This is a genomic window from Haloarcula sp. CBA1122, from assembly GCF_009741785.1.
Lineage (GTDB): Archaea > Halobacteriota > Halobacteria > Halobacteriales > Haloarculaceae > Haloarcula > Haloarcula hispanica.
In genome coordinates this window covers 24,346-36,623 of sequence record NZ_WPCB01000035.1, presented here as the reverse complement: position 1 = coordinate 36,623, position 12,278 = coordinate 24,346, and the positions used below count along the sequence as shown (strand labels likewise).

Here is a 12,278-nt window from a genome sequence, read left to right as displayed (position 1 = left end):
CGTCGCCGACCAGCGCCCGCAGGACGTTGGGGCGGTCGTCGAGGTCCCACCCGCCAGCGCCGTAGCCCGACGCGTCGATGTCGAGCGACGGCAGCGACTCAGTGCCGTCCGCGATGTGGGCGAGAATCGCCGCGCCGGTCGGCGTCACCAGTTCCCTGTCGATAGGGCCGCCTTGCAGCGACCAGTCGGCCCGCTCGGCGATTTCGACTACCGCGGGAGTCGGAACCGGGTAGGTGCCGTGGCTCATCTCCACGCTCCCGCCGCCCGTCGCCAGCGGCGTCGTTACGACCCGCTCGACGTCAAGGTCATCCAGCAGGAGACAGGCACCGACGATGTCGGCGATGGCGTCGTCGGCCCCGACCTCGTGGAAGTGCGTCCCGTCGAGGTCCGTCCCGTGGACCGACGCCTCGGCCTCGCCAAGTATCTCGAAGATGGCCAGCGCGTCCGCCTTGACGGACTTCGAGAGGTCCATCTCCTCAACGAGTTCGACCACCTCGGCGTACGTTCGGCTCGGGCCGTGGCCCTCGGCGTGGGTGTGGTCGTGCTCATCGTGGGTATGAGAATATCCGTCGTCGTCCCCAGTGTGGCCGTGTCCCTCGTCGTGGGAGTGCGAGTGATCGTCGTGAGCGTGGTCGTGAGGTCCATCAGCGTCGCTAGCAGCGTCGGTCAGCAGTACCTCGACGCGCGTGGCGGCGATGCCGCATCGGTCCACCTCGGAGACGGCGTACTCGATAGCGAGTGCGTCCTCGACCGGCGCCAGGGCGTCGCGGTCGGCCCCGGCAGCCAGTAGCGCCCCCAGAAGCATATCGCCGGCTGCGCCCATCCGGCCGTCGAAAGCGAGTGTTCGCATACACGGGGCGTCGCGCCCCGCGAGTAAAAGCCCTCATACTACGATTCCACCCAGCGTGTCGAGTCGCTGAACCGCTCAGGCCTGACGGACGATGTGGATGTCGTAGGTCTCGCCGTCGGTGACTTCGTCGATAGGGACGACGATGTCCTCGGTGTCGTCGCTGCCGAGGAACACGACGCTGGCGTCGACGTCGCGGGCAGTCTGTCTGATCGTCGTCGACAGTTCGCTGGTGGAGTGGGCGCTCACGTCGTCGTAGCGGAGTTCGGAGTCGTCGGTCGCCTCCTCGATTTTGCGCCGGAGGTCGTCCGCAGCGGTCTCGGCGGCGAAGTCCTCGGTCGGGTCGACGCGGCGGCGGCGCTCGGCGTAGTCGGCGCCAGTCGGAATAAACGCGACAGCGACGACGTCCTCGTCAAGCGCTTCAGCGTAGGTGACGGCGCGGTTGAGTGCCGCATCTGCAAGCGGTGACCCATCGAAGGGAACGAGAAATACCATACCGGCGCTATCGCGTCCAGCCTTATGAAACGCGGCGATGGCGGCAGCCTGTGTCACGGCAACCCAGACCGGTGGCTATTACCCCCTACTGTGCGGTGTGCTATTAGGTATCATATAAACCCGTCGCCCTGCGTCTTGGCCGCCGGTAGCATAAAGCATATCTCCGGGGCTACCCGAGTTCATTGTAAGCAGGCTCTACTATGAACGAAGTTCAATTGGAAGTGGCGAAGGCGTACCCGAACGACTCGGGACGCGGTATCGCCAGACTCGACCCCGATACGTTGTTGCACCTCAAGCTCTCCCCCGGCGACATCATCGAGATCGAAGGGAGCGATACGACCGCGGCCAAGGTGTGGCGGGCCGACCGGCAGGACTGGAACACCGACACCGTCCGCATCGACGGCTTCACGCGCCAGAACGCCGACGTGGGGATCGGCGAGCGCGTCACCATCCGAAAGGCGGAGGCCGAGAAGGCCGACAAACTCGTCCTCGCGCCGCCCGAGGAGGCGTCGGTCCAGTTCGGTTCCGACGCCGCCGGGATGGTTAAACGGCAGATACTGAAACGGCCGGTCGTCGAGCGCGACATCGTCCCGGTGATGTCCTCGACGAACCACCCGTTCATGCGCTCGCCCGGACAGGCCATCCCGCTCATCGCCGTCGAGACCGAGCCCGAGGGCGTCTGTCTCATCACCGAAGACACCGAAGTGGAACTCCGCGAGGAACCCATCTCCGGCTTCGAGAAGACCGGCGGCGGCATCACCTACGAGGACATCGGCGGGCTGCAGAACGAAATCCAGCGCGTGCGAGAGATGGTCGAACTGCCGATGAAACACCCCCAGATCTTCAAGAAGCTCGGCATCGAGCCGCCACAGGGGGTGTTGCTCCACGGCCCGCCCGGCACCGGGAAGACGCTGCTCGCGAAGGCTGTCGCCAACGAGACCTCCGCTAGCTTCTTCTCTATTGCCGGCCCCGAGATCATCTCGAAGTACTACGGGGAAAGCGAACAGCAGTTACGCGAGATATTCGAGGACGCGAGCGAGGAATCGCCCTCGATCATCTTCATCGACGAGCTGGACTCCATCGCGCCCAAGCGCGAGGACGTGACCGGCGAGGTCGAGCGCCGGGTCGTCGCCCAGCTGCTGACGATGATGGACGGCCTCGAATCGCGGGGGCAGGTCATCGTCATCGCCGCGACGAACCGCGTCGACAGCGTGGACCCGGCGCTGCGTCGCCCGGGCCGCTTCGACCGCGAGATCGAGATCGGCGTCCCGGACGAAGTCGGTCGCGAGGAGATCCTCCAGATTCACACCCGCGGCATGCCGCTGTCGGACGACGTGAATCTGGCGAAGCTGGCGACGGACACGCACGGCTTCGTCGGAGCCGACATCGAGAGTCTCACGAAGGAGGCCGCGATGAAGGCGCTCCGGCGCTACCTTCCCGAGATCGATCTGGACGAGGAGGACATCCCGCCGAGCCTCATCGACCGGATGATCATCAAGCGGGACGACTTCAAGGGCGCACTCAACGAGGTGAGTCCGTCGGCGATGCGGGAGGTGCTGGTCGAGCTCCCGAAGATGTCCTGGGACAACGTCGGCGGCCTCAGCGGCCCCAAAGAGCAGGTCCAGGAGGCCGTCGAGTGGCCGATGAACTCCCCGGAGAAGTTCGAGCGCATGGGCGTGACGCCGCCCTCGGGGGTGTTGCTGTACGGCCCGCCCGGCACCGGAAAGACACTCATGGCGAAAGCCGTCGCCAACGAGACCGACGCGAACTTTATCTCAGTCCGTGGCCCGCAACTGCTCTCGAAGTGGGTCGGCGAGAGCGAGAAGGCCATCCGGCAGACGTTCCGGAAGGCCCGCCAGGTCGCCCCGACCATCATCTTCTTCGACGAACTCGACTCGCTGGCACCGGGTCGGGGCGGCGAGATGGGGTCGAACGTCTCCGAGCGCGTCGTCAATCAGCTCCTGACCGAACTCGACGGGCTCGAAGAGATGGAGGACGTGATGGTCATCGGCGCGACCAACCGGCCGGACATGATCGACCCGGCGCTCATCCGCTCGGGCCGGTTCGACCGCCTGGTGATGATCGGCGAGCCCGACGTCGAGGGCCGCGAGCAAATCCTGAAAATTCACACGGACGACACGCCGCTGTCGCCCGACGTGAGCCTGCGCGAACTGGCCGAAGTCAGCGACGGGTTCGTCGGGTCGGACCTCGAATCTATCGCCCGGGAGGCTGCCATCGAGGCCCTCCGTGAGGACGACGACGCGGAGGAAGTCGAGATGCGCCACTTCCGGCAGGCGATGGACAGCGTGCGGCCGACGATTACCGACGACATCCGCGAGTACTACGAGCAGATGGAAGAGGAGTTCAGAGGCGGTTCCAGCCCGCAGCGCCAGGCCGGAACCGGCGGCCGGATCGGCTTCCAGTAACTCCGGCGACCTCGATTCCTGTCCCTCGCTGCGATTCGAACGCGTTTTTCCACGTCACCGCTCCTGAGCAGCGATGCGTTTTCGGTGGTTGCACAATATCCGTGTATAATTATTAGATAAACTATACAACCGGTGTTTGTTTCTCCTTTCGAAGCCCCCTTTCGGGTCCCAAGTGTATAGGGGATGATGTCGAACACTAACCGCGTTTACAGGCTAGCAAAGCGGCCCGAAGGGACTCCCGACCACGATACGTTCGAGCTTTCCGAGGAAGAGATCCCGGAACCGGGGCCTGGCGAGGTGCTCATCAAGACGCTGTACCTCTCTGTGGACCCGTATATGCGCGACCGGATGCGCGACAGCGAATCGTACGAGGAGCCGTGGGACGTGGGCGACGCGCTCCGCGGTGCAGTCGTCGGTGAGGTCGTCGAATCCAACGGTGCGCGGTTTGACGAGGGCGACGTCGTCACCGGCGAGCTAGAATGGGCGGAGTACGCCACGGCACCCGGACCGGTACTGACAGAGGTCAATCCGGAACTCGCACCGATTTCGACGGCTCTCGGCGTTCTGGGGATGCCGGGCCTGACAGCGTACTTCGGCACCCGAGACGTGGCACAGCCCTCGGCCGGCGACACGTTCGTCGTCACCGGGGCTGCCGGGGCCGTCGGCTCCGTGGCGGGCCAGCTCGCCAAGCTCCAGGGCGCACGCGTCGTCGCTTCGCCGGCTCCGACGAGAAGGTCTCGTTCCTCGAAGACGACCTGGGCTTCGACGAGGGGATCAACTACAAGACGACCGACGATTATCGGGCCGCGCTGGACGAGGCCGCACCGGACGGCGTCGACGCCTACTTCGACAACGTCGGCGGACCGATTACCGACGCGGTGTTCACGCGACTCAACACCGACGCGCGTGTCGCCGTCTGCGGACAGATCTCGCTGTACAACAGCGAGGAAGTCCCGATGGGGCCGCGCAAGCTGACTCAGGTCATCCAGTCCCGGGCGACCGTCGAAGGACTTCTCGTCTCCGACTTCGAGCCGCGGTTCGAGGAAGCGACGAAGCAGCTCGGTCAGTGGGTCGCCTCGGGCGACATCTCCTACCGAGAAACCGTCACCGAAGGCATCGAGAACGCGCCCGACGCGTTCCTCGGGCTGTTCGAGGGCGAGAACATCGGCAAGCAGCTCGTGCAGGTCGCCGAGCGATAGAAAAAGCGAGTATCCGGTTATAGTTCGCCGAGCTTACGGAGGAGTTGGCCGCGGTACTCCTCGTCGGCCTGGACGCCTTTCAGTTCGAGGACGTTGCGCTCTAGCTTGTCGAGCGCGACGTTGAACGCGGTTTCAGCGCCGTAGCCTTCGCCGGAGCCGGCCGCCTGGCCCTTGTTGGTTCGCAGGCGGATCTGACACTGTATGAGCGGCGTGCCACGGAGCTTCTCCTTGTGCTCGTGGAACCGGACGTGGGCGTGCTGGACCTGCATCGCCCCGTACTTGTCCGCGACCGCCTCGATGTCGGACCGGATGTCCGCACGGGAGATGGTGTCAAGCAGTTTGATGTTCGTAATCTGGACGTCCATGTGTTCCTCCTCGGTGTAGGTCAGCGCGCGGAGCACGTCGGTTTCGTGAGGATGCCGGCGACGTGGGTGTCGTCGTCTTCCGGCGTGACGACGAGCCCGGCGAAGTCGTTTTCCAGCATCCGCGCGACGGCGTCCTCGACGGAGTCGCCGAGCTTCGCCGTCTCTACCGGACTACTCATCACGTCGTAGACGGGCATGTCGAGCACGCGCTCGATCTCGCCGGAGCGGTCGCCCCGCGTCGTCTTGTTCATGTCCCGGACGACGACGTCGACGATGTCGTGGCGCGTGACCATTCCGGTCAGGCCGTCGTCGTCACCGAGCACCGGCAGCCGGGAGATGCCGTGTTTCCGGAGGAGATTGACGACTTGCCCGACGTTGGTATCCTCGGACACCGTGATGACATCTCGCGTGTAGATGTCCTCGACGCTCAGCGCGTCGAGGTTGTCGAGAACCGCGTCGAGGATATCGTCCTCGGTGACGATACCCCAGAGCTCGTCCGCCTCGAACACCGGCGCGAGCTTGACTCCACCCTCGACCAAGACGCGCGCGACTTCGCGCACGTCGTCGGTGCGCTCGACTTTCGGTGCCGAGCGCGTCATCGCCCCCGCTTTCGCGTTGTCCTCGACGTGGGACTGGACCAGCTGTTTCTGCGTGATAACGCCAGCGTAGTCACCGTCTTCCGTGACGATGATACCCTTGGGGTTCTCGCGTTCGAAGATAGACCGGACTTTCCCCAGGCGCTTGTTGGCGTCAACCTCGACAAACTCTCTGGTGGCGATATCAGCAATATCCATCGTTCTTCACAGTTCGTAGATTCGACGTGTGGGGTTATCAAGGTTGGTTTAGTCCCCGGAAACCGAGAGACGAACTAAGCTTTAGGCCCTTGGGTCTAAGGTCAGTGTATGCTGCCCGACATTGGCGTCTTCGGTCCCTACACATATCTTGTCACAGAGGTGGTCTGGGGGAGTATTGCCCTCGTGCTGCTCTGGCGTGCGAACGCCCTCCGGATGGCGGCCAAGACCATCGTCGTGCTCTATCCGATTGCCTACGTCTGGGACTGGTACACCCTCACCGTCGGTGTCTTCGCGATCAAACTCCGGACCGGTGTCGACCTGCTCGGGATTCCCATCGAAGAGCACATCTTCATGATCGTGGTTCCCGCGCTCATCCTCGGCATCCACGAGAACCTCCACGGTCTTTCGTCCGGGTCAAACGCCGAATAGTCAGTAATCGAATACTGGTTTCAGTTGTTAACTACTCCTGCGTTAGCGTTACAACTGGAAGTAGACCATCTCACAAGAAATGGGGATTTCGTGCGTATCAGGGCCTGAAGACACAATCTGTCCTATGCAGACATCTCTCACAGTACCTATATGTGTCAGCCGGGAGTGCTGTCTGATAGCTATGAGTGATACTATCCCGACACCTCACATCGAGCTGTACGTTCGGTCGATGCTGCCCGACGGCGCACACGAACGACAGGAGGCGGTCATCGACCGTCTCCAGACGCTCGACGAGAACGACCACATCGACGGGTTCAACGTCATCGTCTGGGGCAAGCAGATCGCACCCCAGTCGGCCGCCGCACGGACGGAGGAAGGGACGTACATCCTGAACCGCGTCGCCGAGTTCAAGCAGTGGGCGCTGACCAACAACGTCTCGCTGGAATCCTTCTATCAGGACACGACCGTTGACTCAGAAGTGGCGGAATCGGCGTACGACACCATGGCGCTACCAGTCATGGGGCTGGCTGAGTACGACGGCAACGAACTCGTCCACGTCGCACCCTGTACGAAAGGCGATGTCGTCCACACGATTACGGACCGGCTCGAACGCCTCGAAGCGGGCCAGCCACCCGCCCTTGATCAGGAGCACGGCGGGGTGAGCGTCGTCTAACGAGGGATCGGTTACGAGGACCGGACCGTTTCGATATACGACGTGAACTCGTCTGTCGCCGACAGCACTTCGAGCACTTCGTCCGGGTCGCCAGCCAGTTCGTACCCAGGCCGTCCTTTCCCCGTCGGTGACTCCGTCTGTTCGGTTCGTAACAGCCCCTTGTCGGCGAGCTGGCCCAGCGCCGATATGACCTTCTGGCGCTCGACGCCGCCGAACGGCTGTCGGTCGATATCCGCGAGATGTGCCTTCGCCGTCTGGGTCACATGATAGGAGTGGGCCGGCGTTTCGCCGGCCGTTTCGAGTTCTGCAACCGCCAGTAGCACGAACTGTTCGAACGCGTCCGCCGACTGGACCTGATCTCTCATATAGATGACTCTAACGCGGTTGGGGCAAGAAACTATGGGACGACTCTGTCGGTCCGGTGATCTCATTCCGATTCTGTTGAAACGCACATCCGTCGGAATCACTTACTCGACGATAGTAGAGACAGACGACGAACGCGACTGGCTACGCTCGTCGGCTACGTCGTCAGAAATGGGTTCGGGCGGATTGTGAACCAGAGAAAGACTCACTTCGTTCGTCTTTCAGGGTTCAAATCCGCACTCACGCGTAGATTCGTCGCTCGCGGTTTGCTTGCGACAGAAGTAGTGGGTTCGGGCGGATTTGAACCGCCGGCCTCCTCCATGTCAAGGAGGTGTCATAACCGACCTAGACCACGAACCCTCACTGCGAGGTACACCACATTGTTTCCGATGGGTATAATTGAAGGTTTCGAATTCCGTATCACCACGTTGTCTGTTGATTGCCCACACATACTCGTCGGCGAGCAGGGGTCCCGATAGGCTTAAGTCAATGTACGGATTTGTACATCACAACACGAAAAAGTCCATTGGTGAATACAATGAAAGAGTATATTGAACGCGTCACTGACGGTGACGACCTGACACAGGACGAGGCCCGAGCCGTTGCGACGACTGTCTTCGAGGATGCGACAGAGGCACAGATCGGTGCGCTCCTGACGGCACTGCGGGCGAAGGGGGAGACGGAGGCCGAGATCGCCGGCTTCGCCGAGGGGATGCGTGACGCCGCACGGACCATTCGACCGGACCGCGAGGGGCTTGTCGACACCTGCGGGACCGGCGGCGACGACTACAACACGATCAACGTCTCGACAACGAGCGCCATCGTCGCTGCCGGGGCTGGCGTCCCCATCGCCAAACACGGCAACTACTCTGTTTCTTCATCTTCGGGGAGTGCCGATGTGCTCGAAGAAGTCGGCGTCGACATCGAGGCCGAACCGCCGGCCGTCGAGGAGACTATCGAACGAGACGGCATCGGTTTCATGCTCGCTCCCGTGTTCCACCCGGCCATGAAGGCCGTCATCGGCCCGCGCCAGGAGCTCGGGATGCGGACAGTCTTCAATATTCTCGGCCCGCTGACGAACCCCGCTGACGCGGACGCGCAGGTGCTTGGTGTCTACGACCCGGACCTCGTGCCCGTGATGGCAGAGGCGCTGGCCCGACTGGACGTCGAACGAGCGCTGGTCGTCCACGGTGACGGCCTTGACGAGATCGCTATCCACGGCGAGACGGCTGTCGCGGAGGTCACCGGCGACCGGATCGAGGAGTACACCATCACTCCGGAGGATATAGGGCTTGAAATGCACGACATCGAGACCATCTCCGGGGGATCGCCCGAGGAGAACGCCGCCGACCTCCGTGGCATCGTCACTGGCGACGTAACCGGTGCAAAGCGGGATATCATTCTCGCGAACGCCGGCGCGGCCATCTACGTCGCCGGCGTCGCCGACACGCACGAAGCGGGGGTCGAACAGGCCCGACAGGCCATTGAATCGGGCGCGGCGGCCGACAAACTCGACGACCTGATCGGGGCATGACGCGCGTGAAGATCTGTGGCGTGACGGACAACAAGGACCGCGACGCCGTTATCGCGGCTGGCGCTGATGCGGTCGGCGTCATCCACGGCGTCCCGGTCGACACGCCCCGAGAGGTCGACGAGAAGACAGCCACGACGCTCGTCGATGGCGTCCCGCCGTTCGTGACGAGCGTGCTGGTGACGATGCCGACGACGGTCCAAGAGGCCGTCAGGCGCATCGACAGGGTCGAACCCGACGCAGTGCAGGTCCACGACGGACTCTCACCGGCGGAACTCGGGGCCCTCGATAGCCGAATCACCCAGAACATCGTGGCTGTGGTCGAGGCAGAGGCCCCAGCTATCGAGGACTACGCCGACCACGCCGACGCCCTGCTCGTCGATTCGGTCGACGCCGACGGCGGCGGTGGCACTGGCGAGACACACGACTGGGAGCGTACGCGCAACCTCGTCGACTCGCTGGACGTCCCCGTCGTGCTGGCCGGCGGATTGACTCCCGAGAACGTGGCTGAGGCCGTCGAGACTGTCAAGCCGTTCGCCGTCGACGTGGCGAGCGGTGTGGAGTCTGCCGGCGGAAAGAAGGACCACGACGCCGTCGAGCGGTTCGTCCGGAACGCCACGCGAGCGTCGGAGGGTGGGGTATGACCCTCGATATCTCCCGCGCGGAGTTCGTCGAACACGCCAAGGCCGACCGCCCGGTCGTCGTCCGCACCGCCGCGGAGCTGGCTGTCGACGTGGAGCCGTTGACCGCGTATTCGGCGCTGACCGGCCGCACGAGCGACGTGGCCGCAAACGACTACACGTTCCTGCTGGAAAGCGCCGAGAAGGTCGCCTCAAGCGACCCCGACGGCGCGTTCGCGCCGGAGACCGACGACCGCCACGCCCGCTTCTCCTTCGTCGGCTACGACCCGCGCGCCGTCGTTACCGTGACTGGCGACGAGAGCGAGGTCGAGGCGTTCGACGACCGCTACGCCGACCTCGTGACGACTGACGGCGGCGACGTGGTCGACGACCTCCGGGCGGCGATGCCTGACGTGGCGCTGCGGAACTTCCCGGAGATGGACCGCCAGCACCTCGAAGGCGGCCTCGTCGGCTTCCTCTCGTACGACGCCGTCTACGACCTCTGGCTCGATGAAGTCGGTCTGGACCGGCCCGACTCGCGGTTCCCTGACGCCCAGTTCGTGCTCACGACATCGACGGTCCGCTTCGACCACGTCGAGGACACTGTCTCGCTTGTGTTCACGCCGGTCGTCCGCCAGGGCGAGGACGCCGGTGACCGCTACGACGAACTGGTCACCGAGGCCGAGCGCGTCGAGGGCATCCTCTCGGACCTCGCCCCGCTGGAGACCGGTGGCTTCCGCCGCGAGGACGAAGTCGCCGGCCCCAGAGACGAGTACGAGGACGCCGTCGAGCGCGCCAAGGAGTACGTCCTCTCGGGCGACATCTACCAGGGCGTCATCTCACGGACCCGCGAACTGCACGGCGAGGTCGACCCGCTGGGCTTCTACGAGGCGCTCCGAGACGTGAACCCCTCGCCGTATATGTATCTGCTTGGCTACGACGACCTGACTATCGTGGGCGCGAGCCCGGAGACGCTCGTCTCCGTCGCCGGCGACCACGTCGTCTCGAATCCTATCGCGGGGACGTGCCCGCGCGGGAACTCCCCCGTCGAGGACCGCCGCCTCGCCGGCGAGATGCTCGCTGACGGCAAGGAGCGGGCCGAGCACACGATGCTCGTCGACCTCGCGCGCAACGACGTGCGCCGCGTCTCCGAGGCCGGCAGCGTCCGCGTCCCGGAGTTCATGAACGTCCTCAAGTACAGCCACGTCCAGCACATCGAATCCACGGTGACAGGACGACTCGCCGAAGACAAGGACGCCTTCGACGCCGCCCGCGCGACGTTCCCGGCCGGCACCCTCTCGGGCGCACCGAAGATCCGCGCCATGGAGATCATCGACGAACTCGAACGCTCGCCGCGTGGCCCCTACGGCGGCGGCGTCGGCTACTTCGACTGGGACGGCGACACCGACTTCGCCATCGTCATCCGCTCGGCGACGGTCGAGGACGAGGGCGACCGGGACCGCATCACCGTCCAGGCCGGGGCCGGCATCGTCGCGGATTCGGACCCCGAAAGCGAGTACGTCGAGACCGAGCAGAAGATGGACGGCGTGCTGACGGCGCTGGAAGGAATCGAAGAGACTGGAGATCAGTCGTCAGCCGACAGCCCCGAGGAGGTGACCCGATGAGCGCGTCACAGCCCGCCGGCGAGGAGGCCGTCAGGGACGACCTCCGGGTGCTGTTCGTAGACAACTTCGACTCATTTACGTACAACCTTGTCGAGTACGTCTCCGAACACGCCGAGACTGAAGTCGTCCGGAACACGGCATCACTCGACGATGTCGAGGCGTTCGACCCCGACGCGATTATCCTTTCGCCGGGCCCGGGCCATCCGAAGAACGAACGCGATGTCGGCGTCACGCTGGAGGTCCTCCGGGAAGTCAGCCCCGACGTGCCGACGCTGGGCGTCTGCCTCGGCCTCGAATCGGCGGTGTACGCCTACGGCGGCACCATCGGCCGCGCGCCGGAGCCGATTCACGGCAAGGCGTTCCCCATCGACCACGACGAGCAGGGCGTCTTCGCGGGACTGGAACAGGGGTTCCAGGGCGGGCGCTATCACTCGCTCATTGCAGAGGACGTTCCCGAGGAGTTCGTCGTCAGCGCGACGACGGAGACCGAGGACGGCACGGAACTGGTGATGGGCGTCCGCCATCGTGAGCACCCCATCGAAGCCGTTCAGTTCCATCCGGAGTCGGTCCTGACTGCGGTCGGTCACGACGTGATCCGGAACTTCCTCGCTGGGCTCTAGATGACTTGAAAGCCCAGTATTCCGAGTATCCAGAGGACGGCGACGGCGATGATCGCGATGATGACGAGTCGCCACGCCACCTTCATCACGAGCCGACCGACCAGTAGCACCACGGCGATAGCCAGCAAGCCGACGAGTATCGCCGGCGGTGAGGGAAGCGATCCGAGCTGGAGGAGTGGCAACATATTATAGAGAGGAATGCCCACGGGGAAATACTTCGTGGCTGTCTCGGGGCTCTCCGGTTCTCTGTGTTCGTCCTGCCGGACTAACTACCGCAGTCACGCCGCCAAA

Annotated in this window: 11 protein-coding genes, 1 tRNA gene and 2 pseudogenes; 8 read left to right on the top strand and 6 right to left on the bottom strand. The window is 64.0% G+C overall.

Going from position 1 to position 12,278, the window contains the following annotated elements; genetic code table 11:
* On the bottom strand, nt 1-850 hold an 850-nt coding region (locus tag GJ630_RS13730; RefSeq protein ID WP_191450057.1), incomplete at its 3' end, for a LarC family nickel insertion protein.
* 75 nt (nt 851-925) lie between these two features.
* A complete protein-coding gene (locus GJ630_RS13725; protein ID WP_050036797.1) occupies nt 926-1,342 on the bottom strand; it encodes a universal stress protein in 417 nt (138 codons plus the stop codon).
* 200 nt (nt 1,343-1,542) lie between these two features.
* On the opposite strand from GJ630_RS13725, the gene GJ630_RS13720 reads away from it, so the two are divergent.
* Nucleotides 1,543-3,768, top strand: a complete 2,226-nt coding sequence (locus GJ630_RS13720; RefSeq protein WP_008311543.1) for a CDC48 family AAA ATPase — start codon at nt 1,543-1,545, stop codon at nt 3,766-3,768.
* Between the two features lie 186 nt (nt 3,769-3,954).
* A pseudogene (locus GJ630_RS13715) lies at nt 3,955-4,967 on the top strand (NADP-dependent oxidoreductase).
* Nucleotides 4,968-4,984: 17 nt separating this feature from the next.
* Here GJ630_RS13715 and GJ630_RS13710 read toward each other — a convergent pair.
* Nucleotides 4,985-6,126, bottom strand: a pseudogene (locus GJ630_RS13710) (CBS domain-containing protein).
* A gap of 108 nt (nt 6,127-6,234) precedes the next feature.
* Between GJ630_RS13710 and GJ630_RS13705 the strand changes: the two are divergent.
* Both GJ630_RS13705 and GJ630_RS13700 read left to right on the top strand, forming a co-directional pair.
* A complete protein-coding gene (locus tag GJ630_RS13705) occupies nt 6,235-6,555 on the top strand; it encodes a lycopene cyclase domain-containing protein (RefSeq protein ID WP_050036796.1) in 321 nt (106 codons plus the stop codon).
* Nucleotides 6,556-6,736: 181 nt separating this feature from the next.
* Complete coding sequence (locus GJ630_RS13700; RefSeq protein ID WP_050036795.1) at nt 6,737-7,228, top strand: HTH domain-containing protein; 492 nt, start codon at nt 6,737-6,739, stop codon at nt 7,226-7,228.
* An 11-nt stretch (nt 7,229-7,239) separates the two neighbouring features.
* Here GJ630_RS13700 and GJ630_RS13695 read toward each other — a convergent pair whose 3' ends face one another.
* Complete coding sequence (locus GJ630_RS13695; protein ID WP_050007161.1) at nt 7,240-7,593, bottom strand: hypothetical protein; 354 nt, start codon at nt 7,591-7,593, stop codon at nt 7,240-7,242.
* A 283-nt stretch (nt 7,594-7,876) separates the two neighbouring features.
* A tRNA-Val gene (locus GJ630_RS13690) sits at nt 7,877-7,951 on the bottom strand.
* 178 nt (nt 7,952-8,129) lie between these two features.
* Between GJ630_RS13690 and trpD the strand changes: the two genes are divergently transcribed.
* Genes trpD through trpG form a run of 4 tightly spaced genes read left to right on the top strand, consistent with a single transcriptional unit; the run spans nt 8,130 to nt 11,987 of the window.
* Complete coding sequence (gene trpD, locus GJ630_RS13685; RefSeq protein WP_044952246.1) at nt 8,130-9,125, top strand: anthranilate phosphoribosyltransferase; 996 nt, start codon at nt 8,130-8,132, stop codon at nt 9,123-9,125.
* Nucleotides 9,122-9,766 carry a phosphoribosylanthranilate isomerase gene (locus tag GJ630_RS13680; protein ID WP_064287629.1) on the top strand — a complete coding sequence of 215 codons (645 nt, stop codon included), beginning with the start codon at nt 9,122-9,124 and terminating at the stop codon, nt 9,764-9,766. Before trpD ends, GJ630_RS13680 begins: the two co-directional genes overlap by 4 nt.
* Nucleotides 9,763-11,367 (top strand): anthranilate synthase component I, encoded by a 1,605-nt coding sequence (gene trpE / locus GJ630_RS13675; RefSeq protein ID WP_191450056.1) that lies wholly within the window; start codon nt 9,763-9,765, stop codon nt 11,365-11,367. Before GJ630_RS13680 ends, trpE begins: the two co-directional genes overlap by 4 nt.
* Nucleotides 11,364-11,987 (top strand): anthranilate synthase component II, encoded by a 624-nt coding sequence (trpG, locus tag GJ630_RS13670; protein WP_146417114.1) that lies wholly within the window; start codon nt 11,364-11,366, stop codon nt 11,985-11,987. Before trpE ends, trpG begins: the two co-directional genes overlap by 4 nt.
* On the opposite strand, the gene GJ630_RS13665 is transcribed toward trpG, so the two are convergent.
* The gene (locus GJ630_RS13665) at nt 11,984-12,172 is read right to left on the bottom strand and encodes a hypothetical protein (protein WP_146417115.1); all 189 of its coding nucleotides are present in this window, start codon (nt 12,170-12,172) and stop codon (nt 11,984-11,986) included. The two genes, trpG and GJ630_RS13665, sit on opposite strands and share 4 nt — an antisense overlap.
* Nucleotides 12,173-12,278 lie beyond the last annotated feature (106 nt).

Excerpts from the sequence above, each read along its gene's own strand:
- GJ630_RS13725 (WP_050036797.1), bottom strand. The coding sequence starts at position 1,342 with ATGGTATTTCTCGTTCCCTTCGATGGGTCACCGCTTGCAGATGCGGCA.
- GJ630_RS13720 (WP_008311543.1), top strand. The coding sequence starts at position 1,543 with ATGAACGAAGTTCAATTGGAAGTGGCGAAGGCGTACCCGAACGACTCG.
- GJ630_RS13705 (WP_050036796.1), top strand. The coding sequence starts at position 6,235 with ATGCTGCCCGACATTGGCGTCTTCGGTCCCTACACATATCTTGTCACA.
- GJ630_RS13700 (WP_050036795.1), top strand. The coding sequence starts at position 6,737 with ATGAGTGATACTATCCCGACACCTCACATCGAGCTGTACGTTCGGTCG.
- GJ630_RS13695 (WP_050007161.1), bottom strand. The coding sequence starts at position 7,593 with ATGAGAGATCAGGTCCAGTCGGCGGACGCGTTCGAACAGTTCGTGCTA.
- trpD (WP_044952246.1), top strand. The coding sequence starts at position 8,130 with ATGAAAGAGTATATTGAACGCGTCACTGACGGTGACGACCTGACACAG.
- GJ630_RS13680 (WP_064287629.1), top strand. The coding sequence starts at position 9,122 with ATGACGCGCGTGAAGATCTGTGGCGTGACGGACAACAAGGACCGCGAC.
- trpE (WP_191450056.1), top strand. The coding sequence starts at position 9,763 with ATGACCCTCGATATCTCCCGCGCGGAGTTCGTCGAACACGCCAAGGCC.
- trpG (WP_146417114.1), top strand. The coding sequence starts at position 11,364 with ATGAGCGCGTCACAGCCCGCCGGCGAGGAGGCCGTCAGGGACGACCTC.
- GJ630_RS13665 (WP_146417115.1), bottom strand. The coding sequence starts at position 12,172 with ATGTTGCCACTCCTCCAGCTCGGATCGCTTCCCTCACCGCCGGCGATA.